23 protein-coding genes and 2 pseudogenes are annotated in these 25,805 nt (G+C 43.9%); 12 read left to right on the top strand and 13 right to left on the bottom strand.

Annotation, left to right across the window (positions count from 1 at the left end):
• Positions 1-94: 94 nt before the first annotated feature.
• From phoR to MF4642_RS01910, 3 genes are all read right to left on the bottom strand, one after another.
• Positions 95-1,453 (bottom strand): phosphate regulon sensor histidine kinase PhoR, encoded by a 1,359-nt coding sequence (gene phoR, locus MF4642_RS01920; protein WP_004691795.1) that lies wholly within the window; start codon positions 1,451-1,453, stop codon positions 95-97.
• Positions 1,454-1,462: 9 nt separating this feature from the next.
• A complete protein-coding gene (gene phoB / locus MF4642_RS01915) occupies positions 1,463-2,173 on the bottom strand; it encodes a phosphate regulon transcriptional regulator PhoB (protein ID WP_004691794.1) in 711 nt (236 codons plus the stop codon).
• A gap of 214 nt (positions 2,174-2,387) precedes the next feature.
• A complete protein-coding gene (locus MF4642_RS01910) occupies positions 2,388-3,086 on the bottom strand; it encodes a TetR/AcrR family transcriptional regulator (RefSeq protein ID WP_078425123.1) in 699 nt (232 codons plus the stop codon).
• Between the two features lie 203 nt (positions 3,087-3,289).
• Here MF4642_RS01910 and MF4642_RS01905 point away from each other — a divergent pair, with 203 nt between their 5' ends.
• Complete coding sequence (locus MF4642_RS01905; RefSeq protein ID WP_005401472.1) at positions 3,290-4,129, top strand: SDR family NAD(P)-dependent oxidoreductase; 840 nt, start codon at positions 3,290-3,292, stop codon at positions 4,127-4,129.
• A 99-nt stretch (positions 4,130-4,228) separates the two neighbouring features.
• Here MF4642_RS01905 and MF4642_RS01900 read toward each other — a convergent pair whose 3' ends face one another.
• The 5 genes and pseudogenes from MF4642_RS01900 to MF4642_RS01880 all read right to left on the bottom strand — a co-directional run bounded on the left by MF4642_RS01900 (position 4,229) and on the right by MF4642_RS01880 (position 9,461).
• A complete protein-coding gene (locus MF4642_RS01900) occupies positions 4,229-5,596 on the bottom strand; it encodes an MATE family efflux transporter (protein ID WP_078425122.1) in 1,368 nt (455 codons plus the stop codon).
• Positions 5,597-5,720: 124 nt separating this feature from the next.
• Positions 5,721-6,878: a methionine aminotransferase gene (locus MF4642_RS01895; RefSeq protein ID WP_078425121.1), complete on the bottom strand. Its 1,158-nt coding sequence runs from the start codon at positions 6,876-6,878 to the stop codon at positions 5,721-5,723.
• Between the two features lie 112 nt (positions 6,879-6,990).
• Positions 6,991-8,298, bottom strand: a complete 1,308-nt coding sequence (locus MF4642_RS01890) for a DUF445 domain-containing protein (protein ID WP_078425120.1) — start codon at positions 8,296-8,298, stop codon at positions 6,991-6,993.
• A 16-nt stretch (positions 8,299-8,314) separates the two neighbouring features.
• The gene (locus MF4642_RS01885; protein WP_058951504.1) at positions 8,315-8,884 is read right to left on the bottom strand and encodes a CC0125/CC1285 family lipoprotein; all 570 of its coding nucleotides are present in this window, start codon (positions 8,882-8,884) and stop codon (positions 8,315-8,317) included.
• A 38-nt stretch (positions 8,885-8,922) separates the two neighbouring features.
• Positions 8,923-9,461, bottom strand: a pseudogene (locus tag MF4642_RS01880) (DUF924 family protein).
• A gap of 225 nt (positions 9,462-9,686) precedes the next feature.
• On the opposite strand from MF4642_RS01880, the gene gshA reads away from it, so the two are divergent.
• Together gshA and MF4642_RS01870 are read left to right on the top strand one after the other, a co-directional pair.
• On the top strand, positions 9,687-11,264 hold the full coding sequence (gene gshA, locus MF4642_RS01875; RefSeq protein ID WP_078425119.1) for a glutamate--cysteine ligase: 1,578 nt from the start codon (positions 9,687-9,689) through the stop codon (positions 11,262-11,264).
• A 19-nt stretch (positions 11,265-11,283) separates the two neighbouring features.
• Positions 11,284-11,799: a disulfide bond formation protein B gene (locus MF4642_RS01870; RefSeq protein ID WP_058870537.1), complete on the top strand. Its 516-nt coding sequence runs from the start codon at positions 11,284-11,286 to the stop codon at positions 11,797-11,799.
• 56 nt (positions 11,800-11,855) lie between these two features.
• On the opposite strand, the gene MF4642_RS01865 is transcribed toward MF4642_RS01870, so the two are convergent.
• Positions 11,856-13,187: a hypothetical protein gene (locus tag MF4642_RS01865; RefSeq protein ID WP_078425118.1), complete on the bottom strand. Its 1,332-nt coding sequence runs from the start codon at positions 13,185-13,187 to the stop codon at positions 11,856-11,858.
• A gap of 240 nt (positions 13,188-13,427) precedes the next feature.
• Between MF4642_RS01865 and MF4642_RS01860 the strand changes: the two genes are divergently transcribed.
• From MF4642_RS01860 to urtE, 8 genes are all read left to right on the top strand, one after another.
• Complete coding sequence (locus MF4642_RS01860) at positions 13,428-14,003, top strand: YqiA/YcfP family alpha/beta fold hydrolase (protein WP_078425117.1); 576 nt, start codon at positions 13,428-13,430, stop codon at positions 14,001-14,003.
• Positions 14,004-14,017: 14 nt separating this feature from the next.
• Positions 14,018-15,898 (top strand): DNA topoisomerase IV subunit B, encoded by a 1,881-nt coding sequence (gene parE, locus MF4642_RS01855; protein ID WP_078425116.1) that lies wholly within the window; start codon positions 14,018-14,020, stop codon positions 15,896-15,898.
• Positions 15,899-15,974: 76 nt separating this feature from the next.
• Positions 15,975-16,376, top strand: coding sequence for a hypothetical protein (locus MF4642_RS01850; protein ID WP_078388292.1), 402 nt, complete (start codon positions 15,975-15,977; stop codon positions 16,374-16,376).
• Positions 16,377-16,774: 398 nt separating this feature from the next.
• The gene (gene urtA, locus MF4642_RS01845; protein WP_058951508.1) at positions 16,775-18,058 is read left to right on the top strand and encodes an urea ABC transporter substrate-binding protein; all 1,284 of its coding nucleotides are present in this window, start codon (positions 16,775-16,777) and stop codon (positions 18,056-18,058) included.
• A 96-nt stretch (positions 18,059-18,154) separates the two neighbouring features.
• Positions 18,155-19,786, top strand: coding sequence for an urea ABC transporter permease subunit UrtB (gene urtB / locus MF4642_RS01840; RefSeq protein WP_078425115.1), 1,632 nt, complete (start codon positions 18,155-18,157; stop codon positions 19,784-19,786).
• A 4-nt stretch (positions 19,787-19,790) separates the two neighbouring features.
• Entirely contained in the window at positions 19,791-20,864 is a 1,074-nt protein-coding gene (urtC, locus tag MF4642_RS01835; protein ID WP_078425114.1) for an urea ABC transporter permease subunit UrtC, read from the top strand.
• Positions 20,861-21,679, top strand: a complete 819-nt coding sequence (urtD, locus tag MF4642_RS01830) for an urea ABC transporter ATP-binding protein UrtD (RefSeq protein ID WP_004691767.1) — start codon at positions 20,861-20,863, stop codon at positions 21,677-21,679. Before urtC ends, urtD begins: the two co-directional genes overlap by 4 nt.
• A 10-nt stretch (positions 21,680-21,689) precedes the next feature.
• A complete protein-coding gene (gene urtE / locus MF4642_RS01825) occupies positions 21,690-22,388 on the top strand; it encodes an urea ABC transporter ATP-binding subunit UrtE (RefSeq protein WP_078425113.1) in 699 nt (232 codons plus the stop codon).
• An 82-nt stretch (positions 22,389-22,470) separates the two neighbouring features.
• Here urtE and MF4642_RS01820 read toward each other — a convergent pair whose 3' ends face one another.
• Positions 22,471-23,181 (bottom strand): phospholipase D family protein, encoded by a 711-nt coding sequence (locus tag MF4642_RS01820; RefSeq protein WP_078425112.1) that lies wholly within the window; start codon positions 23,179-23,181, stop codon positions 22,471-22,473.
• A 354-nt stretch (positions 23,182-23,535) separates the two neighbouring features.
• On the opposite strand from MF4642_RS01820, the gene MF4642_RS01815 reads away from it, so the two are divergent.
• Positions 23,536-24,042 carry a DUF1877 family protein gene (locus MF4642_RS01815; protein ID WP_078425111.1) on the top strand — a complete coding sequence of 169 codons (507 nt, stop codon included), beginning with the start codon at positions 23,536-23,538 and terminating at the stop codon, positions 24,040-24,042.
• Here MF4642_RS01815 and MF4642_RS01810 read toward each other — a convergent pair.
• From MF4642_RS01810 to MF4642_RS17090, 3 genes and pseudogenes are all read right to left on the bottom strand, one after another.
• Positions 24,031-24,537, bottom strand: coding sequence for a GNAT family N-acetyltransferase (locus MF4642_RS01810; protein WP_078425110.1), 507 nt, complete (start codon positions 24,535-24,537; stop codon positions 24,031-24,033). The two genes, MF4642_RS01815 and MF4642_RS01810, sit on opposite strands and share 12 nt — an antisense overlap.
• Positions 24,538-24,634: 97 nt before the next feature.
• Positions 24,635-25,369: an outer membrane protein OmpK gene (locus MF4642_RS01805; protein WP_078425109.1), complete on the bottom strand. Its 735-nt coding sequence runs from the start codon at positions 25,367-25,369 to the stop codon at positions 24,635-24,637.
• 171 nt (positions 25,370-25,540) lie between these two features.
• Positions 25,541-25,729, bottom strand: a pseudogene (locus MF4642_RS17090) (purine permease); the annotation flags it as partial.
• Positions 25,730-25,805: the final 76 nt, after the last annotated feature.

Raw genomic sequence — 25,805 nt, 5'->3', positions numbered from 1 at the left:
CGTTTCAGCTCTCGGTCACCGTCCTTGTTAAACGGACAGTGAGAGACAAAAAAGCACCGATATCGGTGCTTTTTTTATGTTTCTGAAGAAAGGTTTATTCAGGATTATAGGTGCGTTCTTTGGGAAAAATCACTTTAAAAATAGAGCCCTGATTTTCTTTGGATTCAATTTCTAAATGTGCTTGGTGTTGCATTAACACGTGTTTCACAATTGCGAGTCCTAAGCCTGTGCCACCCGTTTGTCGACTGCGCGCGCTGTCAACACGGTAGAAGCGTTCGGTTAAACGGGGTAGGTGCTTAGGATCAATGCCGATACCAGTATCTTCCACAGTAAAATAAGCCTGTTCACCATTGTCATGCCAACCCATGGTCACCGTTCCGCCTTTCGGCGTGTATTTGATGGCATTGGTAATCAGATTACTAAAAGCGCTGGCCAACTCCATATCTGAACCGATTAAGTCACAGTGACTGTCGATATCGAGATTGAGCGTATGCCCATAATCAATATTATAGGCATGTGCATCGTCATAAAGTTGGTTCATTAAGCTAGGCATGTCAATGATTTGATTTTTAGCAATTTGCTTGTCATTTTCTAGGCGTGACAGTAACAACAAATCATTCACCAAGGCATTCATGCGTTTGGCTTGTGCCTGCATTTGGTCAAAGGCCCGCTTCCAACGTGGGTTGAGGTCTTCTTGGTCGGTAAAGGTCTCAATATAACCACTGAGTACTGTGAGTGGTGTGCGTAGTTCATGTGAAATGTTATCGACAAAGTCTTTACGCATTTGTTCGAGATTGTGCATGCGGGTCACGTCATAGGCGACCAGTAAGCGACTTTCACCACCAAATCGAGTCATTTTGACTTGAACATAATGTTCATCAAAACTGGATGACTTCATTTTTAAGCCATCTGGTGCCGCATCAATATTATTGTAATAATCCACAAAACTTGGTTGGCGTAATAAAGTCAAAATATTACGGCCACGGTCATTTTGTTCGATGCCTAATAACCGTTCTGCGGCAGGGTTCCACCATTCAATTTGTTGCATGTCATCGATCAGCACCACGGCTTCTTGCAAAGCGACCAATGATGACTGCGCCCGATCAATCAACCCGACCATTTCTGCTTGTACAATCCGTTCTTGGCGCTGTGCACGATAGACATTGAATAATAATGCCCCCCAAATGCCCCCCAGGTTGGGTGGAACTTCGTAGGGACGATTGGAAATCCAGTCATTGACCAAATACAAAGAGCGCATTTGCAGAATAAAAAAAACGGCAAAGGCAAAGGAGATACACGTCCAAAAATAACCGACGCCAAAGCCAATCAAGCTTGCAATCAGCAAGAAAAAGGCAAGGAGACGTAAGTCCTGTTTGGCAAAGCCCCATAAACTGCTGTATCGCGTTTTTTTATGCTCGCGTGCAAGTTCAGGGACCGGGTAGGGTTCATACATAAAACAAAATTAACCTAGGGCGATATCCGCACGTGTAGAGAATCGATAGCCTGTACCCCGAACTGTTTGCACAAAACGATCTGCAGCATAAGGCTCAAGCACTTTACGTAAGCGGCGAATATGCACGTCGATGGTACGGTCTTCAATATACACGTTTCCGCCCCAGACTTGGTCAAGAAGTTGTGCACGGGTGTAGGCACGCTCAGGATGAGTCATGAAGAAGGCCAATAAACGATACTCGGTTGGCCCCATGTCGAGGAAATTATTGCCAAAGCTGACCCGTTGGCTGACAGGGTCTAAGATTAAGCCATTGGCATCAATCGATTTTTCACCACTGAGCGCGTTAGCGCGGCGTAAAACCGCTTTAATACGTGAAACCAATTCGCGGGTCGAAAACGGTTTAGTCATGTAGTCATCTGCACCGGCGTCTAGACCTTGTACTTTATGGTCTTCTTCGCCACGTGCCGTGAGCATAATGACGGGAATTTCAGAGAGATTTTCATCGCGCTTGAGACGACGACATAAGTCTACACCACTGACACCACCAGGCATCATCCAGTCGAGCAAGATCAAAGCAGGACGCTGATCCACAATCATTTGGTGGGCTTGTTTTGCATCTTCGGCTTGTAAGCATTGAAAGCCTGCCATATCCAACGAGGTGTGAATCATTTCTCGAATGGGAAGTTCATCATCGACGATTAAAATGTAGTCATCTTTCACAACGCAATATCCTATTGTAGGTAACGGCAGGCCGTTTTAATTTTATGACAGGCTTATTACAAAGATTAATTATGACAGTATCATTGCAAAAAACAGACGATTGATGAAATTTGCAAAAAAATGTGACAAAAAATCGTCATATTGGGATTCAAAATTAATGGAAGTTTAACCTAAATTGCATTCGGAAATGCCGATTGCATCCAAATGAAAAGTCTTAGACATCCAATTTTGCCCGTGTATTGGGGTTTGAAAAAGTTTCTAGAAGTGAAATAAACACAATACGGCTGGAGGATAAAACTTCTTCAAAGGATTGTTTAAATCCACTGACCACCCAACGGATCGCAATTTGTGTGACATAGCCATTGAGACCTGTGGCTACCAGCGAAATTTCTCGTTCGGAACGATTAATTTGCGGCATCATTAGCATCACAAAGGCTTGAATCATTCGGTCAAAACGGGTCATGGTTTCATGAATGGTGGCTTGGTTATGTAATTCTTGCACCAACATCGCATCGATATAAATAATACGCGCCATGCGGGGATTGTCTTTTAAGGTGGTAAGCAGGGCACGCAGTCCAGCATCAATCATTTTGTGCGGATCTGAAGAGGCTTGCATGATGGCTTGCATGACATTGTGCTGTAATTCATCGATCAGCTTTAAAAAAATGGTTTGAAACAGTTGCTCACTTTTTTTAAACGATTCATAAAAATAACGTTCAGTGAGCTTGGCTTCATTACAAATATCTTTCACCGTCACAGCAAAAAAACCATGGGTGCCGTAGGCTTCAATTCCTGCTTCAATCAGTTTTTCACGACGCAGCTGTTTACGTTCAGAAAGCGATAAGCCCTTGAATTGTCTTTCTTTGGTTTTATTGTTATCGCTGTTTTGTTGTACTGGTTCAGATGCCGTCATCAGATTTCATCGCCCTATTTTAAAGCCAAGGTTTTACATAGTTTAGCAATAAACCACGACTCTACCTATGCGTAGGCTTTAATCTCTAGCTGGTTTTCATGGACTTGACACTTTTGGCTATTAAATTTATGACAATTGATATTGTCAATTATAAAAAAAGCATCTACAGTCGATCTACAAAGATAAAGGACAACCACAATCTCATGAAGAATTTTAAAAATAAAGTTGCAGCCATTACAGGTGCAGGATCGGGTATTGGCCAACAATTGGCACTTTTATTGGCCAAGGCGGGCTGTCATGTGTCATTGAGTGATGTCAATGAACAAGGGTTGGCGAAAACAGTTGAACTGCTACAAGGCAGCAATGTACGCGTCACCACGAAAAAATTAGACGTCTCAGACCGTTTAGCGATGCAAGCGTGGGCCGAAGAAACCGTACAAAATCATGGTTCTGTGAATATGATTTTTAATAATGCTGGCGTTGCTTTGGGTTCAACCGTAGAAGGTGCATCCTATGAAGAGCTGGAATGGATCGTGGGGATTAATTTCTGGGGTGTGGTCTATGGCACCAAAGAGTTTTTGCCTTATATTAAAAAAACAGGCGATGGGCATATCATCAATATTTCCAGTTTATTTGGTCTGACCGCTCAACCGACTCAATCTGCTTACAATGCTACTAAATTTGCGGTGCGTGGCTTTACCGAGTCATTACGCCAAGAGTTAGATATGGAAAACTCTGGTGTGAGCGCGTTGTGCGTGCATCCGGGTGGGATTCGAACCAATATTGCCAATGCTGCCAAAGTGAATGATAGCTTGCGTAGCATCGGGATGAACCCTGAGAAGTCTGCGCAGACCTTTAATAAATTATTACGCTGTCCACCTGAAGAAGCAGCGCGTCAAATTTTAGAGGCGGTACAAAAAGATAAACGCCGTTTATTGATTGGCAATGATGCGAAAACGCTAGATTTGATTCAGCGTATCTTACCGACGGGCTACCAAAAAGTGACTGCTTTTGCGACCAAATTAAGCCAAAGAAAGTCTTAATGTCGTGATGTAAAAAAACCCGCCTTGGCGGGTTCTTTTATGCTTAATTTTAAAGAGTGTCATGATCAAAAACGTGTTCTATCAAATATCCGTTTAGCTTTAAATGAGCGTTTCAATGGTCTTTTTCTTCCAAACAAATTGATAATAAAGCCCTTGCATGATGCATAAGCTGACAAAGGCCAGTGCATAAGCATACCAAATCCCTTCCAGTCCCCACCATTCACTAAATAAGTAGGCACAGGGCACTTCAATCGCAATAATCGCAACGATATTGATCACCATAGGCATGGTGACTGTACCGCTGGCCCGCATAATAGAGGCAAAAATAGCACTGGCACCAAAGAATAAAATGGACCACAGCACAATAAACAACAGCTGTTGCCCTAGCTCAACTACCGCATGGTCCGTGATAAAAAGTGCCATGAGGTATTTGGAGAAGAGGTAGGCTAAAACCACCAAAGAGCCCGTAATGATAATGTTCATGCCGAGCGCGGTACGCGTGACTTTGGCCAACAACTCGGACTTGCCTGCGCCAATGGCCTGTGCACCAAAAATCGATGCAGCAATGGCAATCGATAGAGCGGGGAATTGAATATAATTCAGAACCTGATTGACCGCGCCATAAGCTGCGGTCGCATCGGCCCCATGGCGGTTGACTAGGCCCACAATCACAAGACCCGCAACCGAGGTGGTGATCATTTGAATGCCTGTTGGAACCCCTAAGCGCAGAATGATTTTACTCAGCTGGCGGTCAAAGCGAATATGACGTAGCAGTTGTGCATCAAGCCTGAGTGGGTGCTGTTTATAGTTCAAATAGAAATACAAAAAGGTCAGCACAGAAACAAAGCCTAAAATGGTCGCAATGGCAGGCGCAACAATCCCCAGTTTGGGAAAGCCGAAATAACCCGCAATCAGAACTGGCGTGACACAAAGCCCAATCAAGATGGTCATGCCAGAGGCTATCAGTGGTGTCGTGCTGTCTCCGACACCGCGTAAAATTGAGGTATAAATAATATATACAAACAGTAGGGGACTACCTGCCAACATCCATTGCACATAAGGTAACGAGAGATGCATGACGTCTTCATCGATACCCAAAGCCGATAAAATTGGTCGCGCAAAAACTACCCCTAAAAATGCAATAAAGCTGCCACCAATGAGAGTCATAAAAATAGTGGAGCCGACCACCGCACGGACTTTTTCAATATTCTGTGCGCCCCATGCTTGACCAACCAAGACGGTAGAACCCGCAGATAGTCCAATTACGAAGGCCATTAAGCAAAATAGGATGGGGAAGAACACCGCAACTGCTGCAATCGCCTGCACACCCATCATCTGTCCGACAAAGATGGTATTAATTGTACCCGACAGATTTTGCAGAATATTGGTGGCAATCAAAGGCATCAGGAAAATAAAAAAGGCTTTCCATAGCTTTTGTTGTTGCACCAATGGGGTGTGTGCTGACATAGGTCATCCTGAGGTTATTTTTATTACATTTCTAAGGCTTACCCTAGCATAGTTCGGTGCTGAAAAGCCGATGTATTTCAGTAAGCGAAGCCTGTTCTTGTGCAAAAGTAAAGCTGAAAAAGGTTTAAACGCTTTGCAAAATTTCAGCTGCCTGAGCCAAGGTTTGATCGGTCTTGGCAAAGCAAAAACGAATCATGCGCAAAGCCTCTGGTGCCTGCTGATAAAACACGGAAACAGGAATGCCAACAATGCCATGCTGCTCTGCCAGAAAGCGGCAAAATTCAACATCGTTTAAATCGGGACGAATGCGGCTGTAGTCGACATTTTGAAAGTAAGTGCCTTGCGAAGGCAGCCATTGAAAGCGTGAACCAGTTAAACCCTCAATAAAACGATCGCGTTTTGCTTGATAAAAGCCCGCTAAGTTTTGAATATGCTCAGGATGTTGCTGCATATAATTGGCTAAAGCCAGTTGTACTGGGGTGACTCCGCAGAAGTTGGCAAACTGATAGACCTGTCGGAACAGTTGCATCAGCGTAGGTGTAGCAACGCAGTATCCGGTTTTCCAACCGGTCACATGAAAGGTTTTGCCAAAGGAACCCACCACCACACTGCGTTCACGCAGTTCAGGAAAAGACAAAGCCGAATAGTGACGTTGACCATCAAATACCAGATGTTCATAGACTTCATCAGACAGGACTAAAATATTGCTGTCGCGAATCAGTTCAATCAGCGTCAACCAATCTTGCTTGCTCCAAATGGCACCACTCGGGTTATGTGGTGTGTTGATAATGATCAGTTTGGTTTTGGCCGTAATGGCTGATTTGACCTGCTCCCAATCGACTGAAAAATGTGGGGGTTGGAGCGCAATATGAATGGCTTTGCCCCCAACCAAAGCCACACTTGGCGCATAGCTGTCATAACTGGGGTCAAAAATGATGACTTCATCGCCCGCATGAACCACGGCTTGAATGGTAGCAAAAAGGCCAATGGTTGCACCTGGGGTGATGGTAATTTCAGTCATCGGGTCAAGCTGAATCTGATCGCGTTGTGCAAATTGTTGCGCCAGTTGCTCGCGTAACAACCAGACCCCATCGCCCGGAGCATACTGATTAAAACCACTTTGAGTGGCCTGTGCTAAAGCATCCAGCAGTTCAGCGGGGGCTTCGAAGTCTGGAAAGCCTTGAGATAGATTTAGGGCATTTAAGCGCTGTGCCATGGCAGTCATGGTGCTGAAAATAGTGACGCCTTGTGCAGGCAGTTTAGATGAAGGCAACTGAATCATGAATGCTTAAAAGTATCTAAATATCAGCCCAAAATAGCATATTCATCCCCTTTTACTTATGCAAATTTTGCATGTAGGACAGGGGTAAAGCATGCATTTTTGTGGATTGCTTTTATAAGAGCTGTTCAACTGCCGCGCGAATAATCCCCAGTGCTAAGCCAATAAATGCACCGACTACCACACCATTGACCCGAATCATATGCAAGTCGCCACCGACTTCATTTTCGATCTTGTCAATCATCACTCTGGAGTCCCATTCGTGAATACGTTCGCTGATAAAACGAATGACTTTTTCGCTGTATTGGTCGCTGAGATTGACCGCAATGCCGCTGAGGCGTTGATTAAGCAAATCTCTGACGGCTTGATTGGAGATGATGTTTTCCCCAATTTGTTGAATGGATACACGGATGTTGTGAGCAATGCCAGAATCTGGTTTTTGTAAGTCTTGTTTAATGGCATCACATAAAATGACCACTGCACCGCTAATAAAATTCAGGACTTGTGGGCTATCCAGCAGGGCATCTTTGGTTTGGTTTAAACGCTGGCTGGCCCTACTGTCAGTGTCTGCCAGTTCGAGCATGAGCGCGTGCCCCATCGCTTCAATCTTTTGACGCCACGGATGCTCAGGATCGGCCAACATCGACTCGACTCGTTGAATGAGTGAGTCGATGGTTCTTTGCTGCACATCGATGCCAATCCAACTGGCCCCTTTGGCCAGTTTCCAAACCCCGAGTTCTTTGAACAAGGTTCGGGTCAACTCACGACTTTGTTCAGGATGTTGGGTCATCCAGTCATGCGCCAAGTCGAGTCCGCGTTGTAATACATCTTGATGGAAATCATTTTCTAGCACTGCACGCAGCATTTCACTGGCCAAATGATTGACTTGAGTGTTGCGCACCCACTGCACACTGTTACTTTGAATAAAGCGTCCGATTTGTTCTTGGCCCACAAACTCAAAGACTTTAGGCACCGTTTGTTGAATGACTTGGGTGACTTGCAGATTGTTTTGTGGGTTGGCAAGCCATTGACCAACCGCCAAAGACAGGTCGGTACTTTGCAGGCTTTTTTCCACCACTTGTGGAGAAAGAAAATTCTCTTGTACAAAGCGGCCCATAGACTCTGCAATACGGTCTTTGTTACGAGGAATAATTTCGGTGTGATCGCGTAAAAACTTTGGAATCGGCATTTTTCCAAAGGGATTACGGAACAGCACAGTAATGGCATACCAGTCAGCCAAGCCGCCGACCACACCTGCTTCGGCGGATAACATTAAAATATGAATGATCCAAACTTTGTCTGTGGGGACAAACTTGGCCACGACCATCAGCAGCAGCCATGTCACCACTGCCGTGATTAGGGCAATGGTGGCAAAACGTTTGCTGCGTTTCAGACTTGATGGGACGGCTTGAGGTTCATTCATAGGCAGGCTCTATGCTTTATTTACTGGTCGACGCTGGACTGCTCGGTTCAGGCGGTGGGAGCACTTCACCGGTTGGACTCAAACCGTATTTTCCACCCAGCGATTTTAAAATCAGCGTGGCATCAAAGGCATCGCTTGGTGCCGATTTTTGGTCTTTAAAGCATTGAATGCTGTATGACACTTGCACGGGGTCAATGTCGACTACACGTGGGACATCATAGAACGGATCAGGCCAAAAGGCAGGATGGCGAGAATAATAACCATATGGGTAATAAGGCATTGGGTTTGAATACACCACGGCCTGCCTTGGTGGTTGGTTTTGGTTGCTCGGGTCATTCAGTACTTTAAAGAAGCGATAACCATTTTGCACTGTGGTTTGCGCAGCTTTGACCAGCGTAATTTCTTCAGCCGTGCCATAGCTCATATTTGGGCGAGCTTGGAAGCTGATGCGATAAGTCGAGGTGTTTAATGGCGTATTACTAAACCGACCTAACTGGTCGAAGGTTAAGGGCTTTGAGGGGGTAGAGGCACAGCCTACTAAACTCAGACCCGTCGCCAGTGCACAGGCGATTAAAATTTTCTTCATGAGATAGACTCCTTAGCACAGAGGGAGAAGCCGAACAGTTAAAAATGGCTGTTGGGCTGAGTCAAAAAATCCAGTTCTTCTTGGCTTGAGTTGCGGCCAAGGACTTGGTTCCGATGTGGATAGCGTCCAAAACGATCGATAATCACTTTGTGACGCTGTTCAAAATCGAGGTTAATCGGATTGCCTAAGTCTTCGAACAATTTTAAAGCATATTGATGAATAAGTTTCGATTCACTATGCATAAAGGGCATATATAAAAAACTGCGTTGTATGGGTGGCAGTGCTACATCCAGTTGTAGCGTGATGGCTTCTTGCGCCAAAGCCAAGGCCAAGGCGTCTTGAGCAAAGGCCAAAGAACTGTTGCGATACAGGTTTCTCGACAGTTGGTCGAGCACAATAATTTCAGCCAAACGCCCTCAGCACTACTGCGCCAAGACCATAGCTCAGCATGCGCCGCTTGTTGATGAATTGTCTTAAATTTTTCTTCGATGAGTGCATCGAACGCATCATTTTGGCTAAACCACCAGCTTTGGTTTTTGGGATCGAACCAAAAATCTAAAATTTCTTGATAATTCATAAAGTTTACAATTCTTTAGCATTTATTCTTCAATACAATCACACTTTTGACATGTCTAATAGCGTAACTTTGTGATAAATATTTTCCGAAAAAATAGAACAGATGGTTTACTTGAAAATAGGACTGGGTGTAATGTGCCGAATTAAAATCACGTTATACTGATATAAACTGATGATTTTATTTTATTCGTCGTTGTAATTGTTTCTTCCAAAAAGTGAGATTGTAATGGGTCAACCCGCATCTAAATCTACAGCTGTGTTACCGACTTGGGTCAATTCATCACTTTTGCAAGGGATGTTACGTGGGATTGAGCGTGAAAGTTTGCGCATGCAAAGTGATGGTTTTTTATCACAAGCCGACCACCCTCAAGCTTTGGGTTCTGCACTGACCCATCCGCATATTACGACGGATTATTCGGAAGCTTTATTAGAATTTATTACACCGCCCCAGCCCAGCATTACCGAGGCGTTGCACTATTTAAAAGACATTCATAGCGTGGCGCATCGTCATCTGGAACATGGTGAAAAGCTCTGGCCGCTGTCGATGCCATGTATGTTGGATGACAATGACGATAAAATCCGCTTAGCCCAATATGGCAGCTCAAATATCGGAAAGTTCAAGACCTTGTACCGTCATGGTTTAGGGGTACGTTATGGTCGCCGTATGCAAACCATTTCAGGTTTACACTATAACTTGTCTTTTCCTGATCAGCTGTTTGAACAATTACAACAACATGAAACAGATGAGGCACTAAAAGCCTTATCTGCACAAGACTATCGTAGTCACCGCTATTTTGGTTTGATCCGCAACTTTATTCGCCTTACGCCGTTGGTGATGTTTTTGGTCGGGGCAAGTCCATCGGTCTGCCAGTGTTTTATGACAGGGCGTGAACATCATCTGTTGCCATTGCTGCGCGGGACCTTGTATTTACCTTATGCAACTGCTTTACGCATGGGACGTTTTGGTTATCAAAACTCAGCACAAAAGCAGCTCGGGATTCATTACAACAATATCGACGGTTATCTCGAAGGTCTACAAAAAGCAGTCAAAACGGCTTATGCGCCGTTTAGTCGCTTAGGCCTCAACGATGCGCAGGGCGAACCGATTCAAATTAATGATCATGTCCTGCAAATTGAAAATGAGTACTACAGTTTGGTGCGCCCAAAGCAAGTACCGCAAGCAGGTGAAACGCCATCACAAGCGCTGAGCAATCGTGGTGTCGGTTATGTAGAACTGCGTGCGGTGGATGTGAACCCGTATAGCCCAATTGGGATCAATGAAGATACCGCAGGTTTCTTAGAGGTGCTGGCGCTGTACTGCTTATTGCTAGATAGCCCAGACTTATTGGCCGCAGAGCAAGATCAAATCGAGAAAAACCAAGCGGAAGTGGTCAATCGTGGTCGCGCACCGGATGCTGCAATTGCTATGGGTGAGCAATCGTTCCCAATTGAAGCATGGAGTCAGTCTCATTTAGAGGCTATGCAAGAACTGGTTGTGTTGTTAGATCAGTGCTATGACACCACACTGTATAGTAAAGCGATGACAGTCATGCAACAGAGAGTCGCTGAAGTTGATGATACTTTGTCGGCGCAGATGATCGAAGATACTCTAGAAGCGGGTGGGACATGGGGCTTTGGTAGCCAAATGGCTGCACAACATGCATCGAGTTATGAGCGTCATCAGTTGAGTGCAGAGACATGGGCTTATTTTGACGATTTAGCCACGCAATCACTGCAACAACAACAGCAATTAGAGCAAGACAGTCAACTGAGTTTTGAACAGTATCTTGCGCAATTTAGATAAAAAATTAAGAGGATTGACCATGCAATGGAGTTATCGCTTCGTGAGTGGTGTTTTGGTTTTAGCCAGTATCATTGGGATGGCCTTTGCCTTGTATTTAGAGCATGGCCCGCTACAGTTAAACCCATGTCCACTCTGTGTGTTCCAACGTGTGGGACTGATTGGACTGGGGATTATTTCGCTGATTGCCTTTTTGCATAACCCAGCATCGAATGGTTTTAAACGTTTTTATGCATTTTTAGGCAGCCTCTCGATCTTATGGTCCGCAGGTGTGGCAGCACGTCACGTTTGGTTACAGAGCTTACCACCTGATCAAGTGCCGAGCTGTGGCCCAGGCTTGGATTATTGGTTAGACACGTTGCCGCTGCGTGCTGTGTTTGAGCAAGTTTTAACAGGTTCAGGTGAATGTGCACTGGTAGATTGGACTTTCTTGGGTCAGTCTTTACCTGTGTGGTCTTTGGTGTTTTTTGTGGCACTGGCGTTGATTAGTCTGTGGCAATTGTTGCGTAAATATCCAAGCCACGCGAAGAAAAAATAATAAAGATAAAAAAAGCCAACGTGATGTTGGCTTTTTTATGAGGTGAATGAGGGGGCCTAGGTGAGCGCAATGCCCTCTAAGTCATCCAACCCGATCATATATTCATGCACTTGACCATATTCCGTTTCAGTTGGATTTGGATAGAACCAATTGACGATTTGTTCGGAAACACTGGCATGGGTGTGTAACTCAAAATGGTTTAAGCCATAGAAAATAGCTTTATGTGAATCGGGGACTTTTAGTTGAAAGCGCGGATTCATATGCTCGCCTAAGGCACTTTTCACACTGACCAAATAATCCCCAATCACATTGAGCGCACGATATTTGCGATGTTCAAACTCAATGGTACCTGCCACCAAGAAGGTATTGATATGGGAGGGCAATGGAGCAGGTTTACGATTGTCATCAACATGACCAATACGCGCTTCATTATGTTCCCAGTCATCGTCTCGCACACTGCCATGACGTAAGTCTAAAATGCCATTACTGCGAATGTTGACGATATGCCCAATAATTTTGACAAAAGGGAAACGTCCCAGTTTGTCCTGCAAATGAAAGCCAAAACGTTCTAAAGCCGCACCATGATGGGGAGAACCAATACAGACTATGTTTTCCACCACATGAATCCAGCTTTGCATATTTTGTTTGCCGTAGAACAGCGCACTGCGCGAAACCAGTCCGCCCATACTGTGCCCAATCAGATCAATCGAGCTAATCCGTGGGTTACGGTTGAGTAAATCTTGTAGTGAGTTGGCAAAGCTACGCCCATTGGCTGAAATACGACGACCCGTGTTGTAGTTGAGATATAGCATGGTGTTTTGTGCACGTTGCGCCAGCAGTTTTTCCCCTATACCGCCATAACGCGCCGTGCTCCAGTACAAATGGTTCATGCATAGACCGTGGACCATAATCACCACGCGACCAGACAACTCGCCTTGCTGGATGGCACCATAATGATCATAAAACACCATCGGTAGCGCCACAGGGTTGTGATATTTCAGTAAATAGTCGCCCAAAACGCCGTTGATTGCACCAACTAAATAATGCATGGTTGGGGTTAAGGGTTTGCGATGCAAATTTGGAAATTTTTCAATGATATGACGCAAACTTGGCGCCAATAAATAGCTACCGTAGTTTTGCAAGGTATTGAAGGAAAACTGGTAAATTTTTTCAATTGACCGTGTCGACAGAAACTTCTTGGAACTGGTTTCATTCATCCCAAATATACTGATTAAAATTTCCCGTTGAATGGCCTGAATTAAATCGTGGACGACATCGCCTAAGCGGGTTGTCACCAACTGAGCAATCCCTTCAAGCAGGTCGGCTTGGCTGGGAGGAGTACGATCCCATTTACAATAGGTCTCGTGCAGAGGCGTTAAACTTGGCATTTTTTCTACCCTTGTGTTTCTGTGTCCAAAGGGACTTTATTTTTTTCAATGATCACGGTATAAATTCTTAGCACTCTAGCTTATCTAATTCATCTCGAACAACTTTTACAATAGCGATGAATACACAGATGACCTTATTTTTTTGTCTGACAATTTTTATATCCATACAAAATAATACAGTCGGCTGATGCCACCTCTTTTGAGTTCAATAAAAATGATGTAGAAGAGTAAATGTACAGCATGAATATTATTTATTTACATGGCTTTCAAAGCAGTTCTTTATCGATTAAAGGTCAATTGCTGAAACGCTATTGCGAATCTCGTCCACACTGGAACGTGCATTTGCCAGACTTGAACATGCCGCCACATTTGGCCTTAGAAAAATTGGCCGCCTTGATTCAGGAGCTGGATCAGGTGGTACTGGTGGGCAGTAGTTTAGGTGGCTTTTATGCGACACAACTGGTCGCGAAGTTAGCAGTGCCGGCTGTGCTGATCAATCCAGCTATGCAACCATGGCACTTGTTCCGAGATCTATTTGGTGCGACTCGACTGCCCTATAAAGTAAATGAGCATTGGACGCTTGATGATGCGCAATTGGACTATTTAGAACAGATTGAACTGCCATTTGTGCAAGATGCAGACAAAATTTTAGTGTTATTGCAACAAGGCGATGAAGTTTTGGATTATCGTGAAGCACAGCGCTATTATAATGGCGCAGCGCTCGTGATCTCGGAAACGCAAGGCAATCATGCGATGGAAGATTTCGCAGACAAAATACCGATGGCATTACAGTTTTTATCGGACTGCTTAAAATAAGGAAACAGTACAACGTGTCTCAATATACGGCTCAATCGCTTGAAGTATTATCTGGTTTAGATCCGGTACGTCGTCGTCCCGGCATGTATACCGATACCACACGCCCAAACCATTTGGCGCAAGAGGTTATTGATAATGCAGTCGATGAGGCACTGGCCGGTCATGCCAACAAAATTACTGTCACCGTTTATAAAGATGGTTCACTCTCAGTCGAAGACAATGGTCGTGGCATGCCTGTCGATATTCACCCCGAATATGGTCAAAGCGGGATCGAGATCATCCTGACCAAGCTGCATGCAGGTGGTAAATTCAGTACCGACAACTACCAGTTTTCAGGTGGTTTGCATGGCGTAGGCATTTCCGTGGTGAATGCTTTATCTAGCCGAGTCGAAGTAGAAGTTCAGCGTCAAGGCAACCTCTACCAAATGGCCTTTGAGCACGGTGAACCGACTGCGCCCTTGGTGGTATTAGAAGGTAAAGCTCCGAAGCGTGCGACAGGAACCACCGTTCACTTTTGGCCTGAAGCTAAATATTTTGATTCACCGAAATTTGCCCTGAAAGCGCTGAAGCACAACTTAAAAGCCAAAGCTGTTTTGGCTGCCGGTTTGCAAATCAATTATGTCGACCAAATCAATGACGAAAAAATTGTTTGGCAGTTTGAAAATGGCCTCGTCGATTATTTGATGGATGAAATTGAAGATCGTGAGATTCTGCCTCATCCAGCCTTTGTGGCAACAGGATATGCTGAGCGTGCCAGTGCCGAATTTGCCATTTGTTGGAATGTCGATGGCGGCGAATTAGTACAAGAAAGCTATGTGAACTTAATTCCCACTGCGCAGGGCGGGACTCATGTGAATGGTCTACGTTCAGGCGTGACGGATGCGATGCGTGAGTTTTGTGAACTGCGTAATTTGCTGCCACGCAATATGAAGCTGTCAGCTGAAGACGTTTGGGATGGTGTGAACTATATTTTGTCGTTGAAGTTCCAAGAGCCACAGTTTTCAGGTCAAACCAAAGAGCGTTTATCCAGCCGTGAAGCGTCAGGCATTGTTCAAAACATTGCTAAAGATGCTTTTGCACTGTGGTTGAACCAAAACTCCGATATTGCCATGCAGTTGGCTGAAATGGCGATCTCAAAAGCGGGTCGTCGTCTGAAAGCTGCGAAAAAAGTTGAACGTAAGAAAATTGTGGCAGGGCCGACGTTACCCGGCAAACTGTCAGACTGCGTTGGGCATACCTTAGAAGAGTCTGAACTGTTCATTGTGGAAGGGGATTCTGCGGGTGGTTCAGCCAAGCAGGCGCGTGATAAAAACTTTCAAGCGATCATGCCTATTCGTGGAAAAATCTTAAATACGTGGGAAGTCTCTTCTGATGAAGTCTTGGCTTCGCAAGAAGTGCATAACATTGCCATTGCGATCGGGGTCGATCCAGGGTCGGATGATTTATCAGAATTACGTTATGGCAAGATCTGTATCTTGGCCGATGCTGACTCGGATGGTCTACACATTGCGACGCTGCTGTGTGCTTTGTTTGTGAAACATTTTCCGATCTTGGTTGAAGAGGGACATCTGTATGTGGCGATGCCACCGCTGTATCGAATTGATGATGCAAAAGATGTGCACTATGCCTTGGACGATGATGAGCTTGAAAGCATGTTAAAAAAATGCAAAACCAAGAACCCGCAAATTACTCGATTTAAAGGTTTGGGTGAAATGAACGCAAGCCAACTGCGTGAAACCACGCTGGATCCAAACACACGCCGTTTGGTGCAATTAGACTTGGATGACAGTCATTTTACTGCAGGTTTATTGGACAAATTACTGGCAAAAAAACGTTCGAGTGACCGTAAAGAATGGTTAGAGCAGAAAGGTAACTTGGCCGAGTTGGTGGTTTAATATATTGATAAGCCTGCGTAAAGTGGGCTTATCTATTATGATGACTAAAAACTAAATTGGCTTTAAGAGAATAAAAATGGAATATCAAGAAAAACATTTAGCGGAAAATATACGAAATGATATGGGCATGAATGAAGAAGAATTACAGGAAATGCGTGAAGCTGATGTGGATGATGAAACACTACATGCCTTAAGCTTAGCAGGGCGTGTCGAATGGAAAAAAAGAATTTTGTATTATGCCAATTTATTAAATTCTGAGATGAAAAAAATTTTAGACAATGAGTTAGCACTAGGTAATCGAATCAGTGATGCACATTGTGATTATCCTGAACAAGGCTCAATACACGTTACCCTTGCTGAAAAGTTTAAAGGAAATTATAAAGAACAAAATGTTAAATATACGAAAGGTAATGATCCACATTATTGGTTTGAAGATTACACATCACTAAATCAACCTAGGCATATGATTCTGCATTAAATGCATAAATTGTGTTATTTGAACACTTTTAATCTAAAAATAAAAAGCCCGTACATTGCGGGCTTTTTGCTGCGCAGATGGGCAATAAAATTGCGCTTAATCTGTGCACAATTTTTCAGATCAATCGATTGAATTAGGTGAAATGAATTGATTTGGAACACATGATGTATACAAGTTTGTATGCAGAAAAGTAGCCATTTGGGCGCAAATCCACCTAAAATGCAGTGCATTTAAAAATTAATAAATAATTGATAAATATTAAAATAATTAAAATTTTTACAATGATTTTCACATCATAAAACCCTGCTTGGCATAGAAATTGAATTGGCACTCATAGCGCGAATAACAATCATGCATTGCAAAATGCACCCTAAGTTTCAAGTTTGGAGAAAATCAAGATGTTCCAACAAAAATTACTCACTAAAACATTCCTTGCAACTGCAATGATGGGGACTATTGCTTTGACAGGTTGTTCAAAACCTGCAGAGAAAGCGGAAACAGCAACGTCTGAGCCAACAGCGGCAGTGAGCAGCGGTGACACCATCAAAGTCGGAATTTTGCACTCGCTATCAGGCACCATGGCAATTTCTGAAACCTCACTCAAAGATACGGCCTTGATGACCATCAATGAAATTAATGCCAATGGTGGGGTACTGGGTAAAAAATTAGAACCTGTAGTGGTCGATCCAGCATCTGATTGGCCTTTATTTGCTGAAAAAGCACGTCAACTCATTACCCAAGATAAAGTCGCGGTGATTTTTGGTTCATGGACATCGGTATCGCGTAAGTCTGTGCTACCTGTGGTAGAAGAGTTGAATGGTTTGTTGTTCTATCCCGTGCAGTATGAAGGGCAGGAACAGTCGAAAAATATTTTCTATACAGGCGCCGCACCGAACCAACAGGCGATTCCTGCGGTGGAATATTTGATGAGCGAAGAGGGGGGTAAAGCAGAGCGCTTTGTTCTACTCGGTACGGACTATGTTTACCCACGCACCACCAATAAAATTTTACGTGCGTTTTTGAAGTCCAAAGGTGTGGCCGATGCGGACATCATGGAAGAGTACACACCCTTCGGTCATAGTAACTATCAAACCATTGTTGGTAATGTGAAGAAATTTGCTGCAGGTAAGAAAACCGCGGTCATTTCAACCATCAATGGTGATTCTAACGTGCCATTCTATCGTGAGCTGGGTAACCAAGGCATTAAAGCTTCAGATATTCCTGTCATGGCCTTCTCTGTGGGTGAAGAAGAACTCCGTGGTATTGATACCAAACCATTGGTTGGACATTTGGCTGCTTGGAACTATTTCATGTCGGTGAAAAACCCGACCAATACTGAATTTGTGAATAAAATGAAGCAGTATGCGGTGCAGTATAAGCTGCCGAATGCTGACAAAATCGTGACCAATGACCCGATGGAAGCCACCTATGTGGGCATTAATATGTGGAAACAAGCGGTTGAAAAAGCAGGCAGCACCGATGTTGATAAAGTTCGCGTTGCGATGGCAGGTCAAGAGTTCAAAGCACCATCAGGCTATACCTTAAAAATGGATGCTGAAAATCATCATCTACAAAAACCTGTGATGATCGGTGAAATTCGTGGTGATGGTCAGTTTGACGTGGTGTATAAAACACCAAAAGTGATTAAGGCGGAACCTTGGAGTCCGTACATTCCTAAATAATTTTCTTAAGCGTTGAGCCTGCTGCGATTGCTGTGGGCTTTTCAGTAAGCAGATCCCGATGTGGGATGTTTTAAGCAAGCTTAAGGAAGTCATATTATGAATCTTAAATTTTTTTGTGCTGCACTGTTGTGCGCAATGGCACAGCTCGTGAGTAGCAGTGTTTGGGCTGAAGAGGCTCAACTTTCTGCTCAGACCCAAAGCGTATCAGCATCGAATGATACGATTCAACGTTTTGTCAAAGCTGAGTTTGCTGAGCGCCGTGCCATGCTCAACCAATGGCCGGGGACGATTGAAGAATTTGATCGATTGGTGGCACTGATCGACAATGATGAGCTGTATCGGGACAGCGCAGGCACGACGTATATTCTAAAAAATAATGAAAAATTATTGCGTTATCCCGATGAGCAAGTGATTGAAACTTGGCCGGGGGATTTGTCTCAGGTAACTTTGGTCAACACCTTACGTAAAGCCTTAAACTTTGGACAGGCACAGGCCAAATTAAAATCTGAAGAATCTGCCCAACGTTTAGCAGCCATTGATATTTTAGAAAATAATCTGTCTGAACTGAATGTTGCGCAGATTAATCAGCTCTATCTGCATGAACAAAATAATAAAGTTAAACAGCGCTTGGCACAGCTTAAAGCGCGCCTCGACTTTGAAAGTCCAGATGTTTTAGTCCAAATTCAGGCTGCTAAAGTCCTTACCGATTCCAACCGTCCCGAGGTGCTGGCACTGGTTGAGCAAGCTTTAACTCAATCAAATTTGAACCCCGAACTCAAAGCTGTTTTGCTGGATGCCAAAAGTCAGATTAAAGCCCGCATCCAAGCCAGTGAATGGGCAGGGCATGTGTTTTCAGGTTTCAGTACAGCCAGCATTTTACTGCTAGCAGCACTCGGGTTGGCCATCACTTATGGCCTGCTGGGTGTGATTAATATGGCGCATGGTGAGTTGATTATGATTGGGGCCTATACCACCTATGTGGTGCAAAGCCTGTTTAAGACCTACTTGGGTAGCTATGTCGATTGGTATTTGATTGCTGCCATTCCTGCGGCCTTTTTGGTGAGCGCTTTAATTGGCATGTTGATTGAACGGACGGTGATTCGTCCACTCTATGGTCGTCAGCTGGAAACACTGTTGGCGACTTTTGGGGTCAGTCTGATTTTGATGCAATTGGTGCGGATGATTTTTGGCGCACAAAATGTTGAAGTCTCGAATATTTCTTGGTTATCGGGCGGGATAGCGCTGAGTCCAAGTTTAATGCTGCCGTATAACCGGATTGCCATTATTGTGTTTACGGTTGCGGTGCTACTGCTGTTGGTTTACCTGCTTAATAAAACTCGCTTTGGTCTGTTTGTTCGTGCCGTGACACAAAACCGTCAAATGGCACGTGCTGTTGGTATTCGCTCTAGCCGTATCGATATGTTGGCCTTTGGGCTGGGTTCTGGGCTGGCTGGTCTAGCGGGCTGTGCCTTAGCGCAAGTGGGCAATGTTGGGCCTGATTTGGGTCAGAACTATATTATCGATGCTTTCTTGGTCGTTGTGGTGGGTGGTGTAGGACAAGTTTGGGGAGCTGTGCTGGCGGCACTTGGTTTAGGGATCAGCGGTACAGTCCTTGAAATTGGGATGGGGGCTGTTCTTGCTAAAATTATTCTACTGGTTCTTGTGATTTTGTTTATTCAAAAACGTCCACAAGGTTTGTTTGCCATCAAAGGCCGTTTTGTGGAGTAAGCGCATGAAAATCACTTCTTTATTTTCCGATAAACCTTATAGTGCGCTCGCTATTGCGGTCTGCTTTGCGGTGATGTTGATCCTGCCTTGGTTACATTTGCTACCAGTCGATGCAGCCTTTCATCTCTCTGCGTATTGGGTCACCTTGATTGGTAAAATCATGTGTTTGGCTTTGGTGGCTTTGGCGTTGGACTTGGTTTGGGGTTATGCAGGCATTTTAAGCCTAGGCCATGGCTTGTACTTTGCCCTTGGTGGCTACGCGTTTGGTATGTATCTGATGCGCCAGACGGCAGGTGACAGCCTGCCTGACTTTATGCGTTTTTTAAGCTGGACTGAACTACCGTGGTATTGGGTGGGCAGCAATCATTTCTTATGGGCTTTGGCCTTGGTGGTATTGGTGCCCGGTATGGTGGCCTTCATCTTTGGTTTCTTTGCCTTTCGCTCCAAAATTAAAGGCGTGTATTTCTCGATTATTACCCAAGCCATGACATTTGCTGCGGCACTGTTATTTTTCCGCAATGAAACAGGCTTTGGCGGAAACAATGGGTTTACTGGCTTTAAGACTATTTTAGGCATGGACATCACGTCTGCGCCCATGCGTGCCACCTTATGTTCTCTAACGGCTTTGGTGTTGATGCTGTGCTTTGTGGGGTTGCGTCATCTCATGAATAAACCCTACGGTCGTGTGCTGGGGGCGATTCGGGACAGTGAAAACCGCTTGCAGTACTTGGGCTATCGTACGCTGTGGTACAAGCTTTCTGCATGGGTACTGTCCGCAGTGATTGCAGGTATTGCAGGAGCTTTGTATGTGCCTCAGGCTGGCATTATTAACCCGAGTGAAATGAACCCTGTCAATTCGATTGAAATGGCGGTATGGGTGGCTGCGGGTGGGCGTGGCACCTTGATTGGCCCAATTTTGGGTGCAGGGTTAATTAATGGCGTGAAAACTTATTTCACCGTGGCTTATCCAGAAGCATGGTTATTGATCTTGGGTGCTTTATTTATTGTGGTCACCATTTTCTTACCCAAAGGTGTCATTGGTCTGTTTGACCGTTTTAAAAAGGAGCGTAGCAAATGAGTGAGCTAATACAACCTCATGGTGGCCATGCTTCAGACGGCTATGGACGTCCCAAAGAGCAAGGCGCCGACTTCAGTCATGGGATTGCACTGTACTTGGAAAAAGTTAGTGTTTGGTTTGATGCTTTTCGTGCCTTAAATGATTTATCGCTATACATCCAAGAAGGCGAGCTACGCTGCATCATTGGGCCCAATGGGGCAGGTAAAACCACACTAATGGATGTGATTACGGGTAAAACCCGACCGACCGAAGGCTCCGCTTTTTTTGGGCAAAACTATGATTTGGCCAAGATGAGTACCGAGCAAATTGCGGAAGCAGGCATTGGACGTAAATTTCAAAAACCAACGGTGTTTGAAAACTTTAGCGTGATGGAAAACTTACTGCTTGCTGCACCAAAAGATAAGCGGGTGAAGAAAAGCTTTTTTAGCAAACTTGACCCAGATGCACAGCTGGCTTTGGACGAGTCTTTGGCTCAAATTCGCCTAGAAGAATGGGTACACAAACCTGCGGGGCTGTTGTCACATGGACAAAAGCAATGGTTGGAAATCGGTATGTTGCTTATGCAACGTCCTAAGCTGATTCTACTCGATGAACCTGTGGCGGGTATGACCGATGCCGAAACGGAACGAACCGCTGAGCTATGTTTAGAGCTGAAGAAAAATCACACCTTGGTGGTGGTTGAACATGATATGAGCTTTATCGACACCATCAGTGAGAAGGTGACGGTACTGGCTCAAGGGGCGATCTTAGCCGAAGGTACATTGGCTGAGGTACAGGCCAATGAAGATGTGATTGAGAAATATTTAGGACGTTAAGGAGCCGACCATGTTAGAAGTCAAAGACGTCAATCAGTTTTACGGTGGCAGCCATATTTTAAGAGATGTCTCCTTTCAGGCCCCTGTGGGAGAGTGCTCCGTGGTGCTGGGGCGTAATGGCGTAGGGAAAACCACTTTACTGAAATGTTTAATGGGGATTTTACCGATTAAGTCCGGACAGATTTTACTTGATGGTCAGGACATTTCGAAAATGAGTCCCGAGCAACGCGTGCGTGTAGGTTTGGCTTATGTGCCGCAAGGGCGTGATATTTTTTCAACCTTAACTGTCGAAGAAAATATCCTGATTGGCATGGCCAAGTTTAAGGGGGTGAAAACTCGAAAAGTGCCTGAGCATTTGTATGAAATTTTCCCAATTTTAGATGAAATGAAGCACCGCCGAGGCGGAGATTTATCAGGGGGGCAGCAGCAGCAACTGGCGATTGCGCGTGCTTTAGCATCAGAGCCTCGGGTGTTAATTTTGGATGAGCCTACAGAAGGCATTCAACCTTCTATTATCAAAGACATTGGCCGAGTGATTCGTAAACTGGCGGATGGCGGCGACATGGCGGTGGTTTTGGTCGAGCAGTTTTATGATTTTGCCGAGGAGCTGGCCGATGCATATACCGTCATGGCCCGTGGGCAAGTGATTGCGCAAGGCGCAGGCTGTGAAATGCCTGCAAAAGGTATTCGAGAATTGGTAGCGATTTAAGCTTTTTTATTCTCCCCCCTCTTCCCAAGGGAGAGGGGGAAGCCTCCCTTTTAAAAGGGAGGTTTGGAGGGATTTATTGTTTTTAAATCTCGGTATTTTCATCCCATAGAAAATAAATACCATATTGCCCCGTTCTAAATTCGCCCCCAATAGACTTCCCTGAATCTGTAAGTAAGTGCTTTCCATTGTCTGTTAGGTTTAAATAGCCTTTATTGACTAACTTTTCTAGTAAATCTGGGGTTTTAATACCAACTTTAGCAGCAAGTTTTGCTGTAGTTAACTTAGTAAAGGTCGTAATTTCCTCTTCATTTTCTTTCATTTCTGAAACTGGAGAAGCCTCAGCTTTTACTTCATCTAGAGTAATACGTATTTCATCACTAATACGGATAATTCGTTGAGCTTCCTCATAAGCATCTTTGAAGACTTCGTTATCTTCATACTTACGGACTAAGATCCCCATTTCATTGTTATTGACTTGGCTGAACTCATAAAGGTTTAGACTTGAAATAATGCATTCACTTTCATTGACATAACATTTTGCATGCAAGTTTTTGCAGAAGCTAACGCGAACATAATCCAACTTTTGCATCCATTTAATTTCGTCTGGATGTAAATCACTTTTTCCATAAACAATACGAATATCAATTTTGAGACGATCTTTATCTTCTAGCAGTTCCTTAATTCGGTCATTTAAACGGAGATAAGGACTAATTAAAATGAGACGCTCTTTGGCATTTTTGATGAGTTCTTCAAGAAAAAAATTAGTACCGCTCGTATTTAAAAATTTTGCCATTGAACCCTCTGATTATTTTGAATAATTAAATGAGATATTAACGCATAAATACTTGGTTAGGCATGATCTAGACGTGTAATTTGAATTTTTTCATCAAGCTGAAAAATATCACAATGGTGTTCTGTCCTCATCCAGTCAAAACCGAAAACTCCTTTGGGGATTCGAATGTTTGAGTCTCAATATATACATCTGCGAGGAGGGGTAAGTTTTAGTCTGTGTTGGTCGGTCTTTGGGTTGGAAGTAAAGGTTGGTCATCTTTCAATTTGTATGAAAAATTACTCATACAAATTGTTTGAGCAGTGTGCTTTTAGACGCGCTAAGCTAATGCAAAGCAACAACAATAAGAGCAGCCATATGGACACATTATTATTAAGTATTCCGCCCAATGCTTTGGAAACGTTGATTTTAGAATCTATTTCTGTCGACGATGTGCTGAATTCGGAGCACATCGAGTCACATCTGCTTTTAGGTAAAAACTGGAAAATCTTACAGACCTTATTGCAAGGCAGTTTTAAGTCTGGCACTTCATTACTGGCTTTGAGTGTACAAGCCGAGCATCATTTGGCAGAGCGCCAAAAACAACTTACAGAGGTGCGTTATAACACCGCGGTGCGTGTGGTTGAAGTCCAGGAAGCTTTAGAAAAACTGGATATCGAAGACTTTAAAAAACATATGCAAACCACGTGTTTGAAACGCTTAGAACAGGAACATGGCATCCAGAGCGAATCGATTGAATTGCAATTTGCTGAGTTGAGTTTAATCTTTGCTCAGCTCAGAAACTTTTATGAACATGCGGCCAAGCATACCTATGCCGTGATCAGCGTCACCAGTGACAATCTAACGCCAATCTCACTGATTTAACAGCAGTTGCATCAACACCAGATCACGCCATTGCCCAAACTTCTGTCCGACTTGGGGCATATAGCCAGTTTGTACAAAGCCAAACTTTTCATGCAAAGCAATTGATGCCAAATTGGCGTGGTCTATTCCTGCAACCATGACATGCATGTGCTGCATTTTTGCTTGTTCAATCAAATAGGCTAAAAGCTGTTGACCTAAGCCCTGACGGGCATAGTTGGGTGAAATATAAATCGAGTGCTCAACGGTATAACGATAGCCTGAAAAATTGCGAAAAGTGGCATAGTCTGCAAAACCTGCAATGGCCTGCGTTTCTTGGTCTTCCACCACGCAAAATGGAAATTGGTTTTGTTGAAAGTGTAGTAGTTGTTTTTGGAAATGTGCTAAATCATAGGCATGTTCATTCCAAGTGGCCATGCCATGTAAGACTTCTGCATTATAAATATTTTGGATCTCGGGCAGATCGTGTTCAGTAGCCGGACGAATGAGAAAAGACATGAAGTCAAGGTTGTATGCGTTGGGAGGGTTATCATGCTGCTTTTACATAAAAAAAAGCAAGACAGAAGTCTTGCTTTTGGATATTCACAAAAGTGAATTAGAAGTGGTATTTAATTAACGCACTTACGTCATTTTGGTCAACGCCTTTATAGCCGTATTTGTTATTCCAAACTGAGTGCTCGATACCTACGTAAAGGCGTGTATCTGGAGAAATGTGTTTACCTACATTCCATTTATACTGACTAGTCCAGTTTAACTCGCTTGAATGATTTGCATTTTCACCTGTTGACCAGTCAAGGAAGGCATCAACTAAAAAGTCTTCAGAACCAAGTTTGAACGGTACTGCATAGTTGATGGTCATTTGATAATCATCATCAGTCAGGTCGTTATCTGCTTTGTAGAAGTTGATGTTTGCATACTGTGTATATGGCACATTTAAGGCAAAACCAATACCATAGAGGTAGTTATTGAAACCTTCACCGCCTTCCCATGTCGTTGCAACTAGCACATCTTTAACTGGGCCAAGCTCAAGTTTAGTTCCTGTCATTGCACCTAAGCTGAAACGTGGTGCAACTTCAAAGTAAGTTTCATTGCCATCAGCATCGTTGTTGGTACGGTCAGCGAAAGCGAAGAAATCGCCATATTTGAAGCCCGCTGCGTATTCTGCAGTAATGGTTGTTTGCTCAAGCTTTTCGTCTTCAGTTTCGAACGGTGATTTGTAGTTTTCACCATATAAACCAGTGATGCTAAAGTCTTGCCAAATCGGCGCAGCTTGAGAGATTGCCGCAGCAGAAGATAATGCTAAGAAAGCAGCAAGTTGAGTCAGTTTCATGAATATTTCCCCAAAAAATCGGATACAGGATACCGATTATTAAGCAAAAATAAAGCCAAATTTGACGAACGTCATGGAAAATAGATATCAAAATGAGCCATTTTTTATACTTTTTTTACCAAATGGTTTAATGTTGCCTTTCAGGCATGACACTTAATTTGATATGGACCTTCATGGAAAAAATGTTAGGTGATTGAATAATAAATTTAGCAATATCGACATGATACAGCTCGGGAAAATCCTAGAATGGAACAGCGTTTGCACTTATTTGGGGATGTTTGCAAAGAATGAATGATCGATGAGTGGAGTCATTCCTGCCGTAATTGAAGTTGTCATAATCATTAGATTTTTTTGTTCATTCTAGCCAATGAAGTCACCTGAATAGAGAGAAGATGGAATCAAATCCATCTGTTTCTGGCCATGCAAGTAAGGGCTT

This window comes from Acinetobacter sp. MF4642, from assembly GCF_002018925.1.
Classification (GTDB): domain Bacteria; phylum Pseudomonadota; class Gammaproteobacteria; order Pseudomonadales; family Moraxellaceae; genus Acinetobacter; species Acinetobacter johnsonii.
This window is presented reverse-complemented; position numbering and strand designations above follow the sequence as displayed.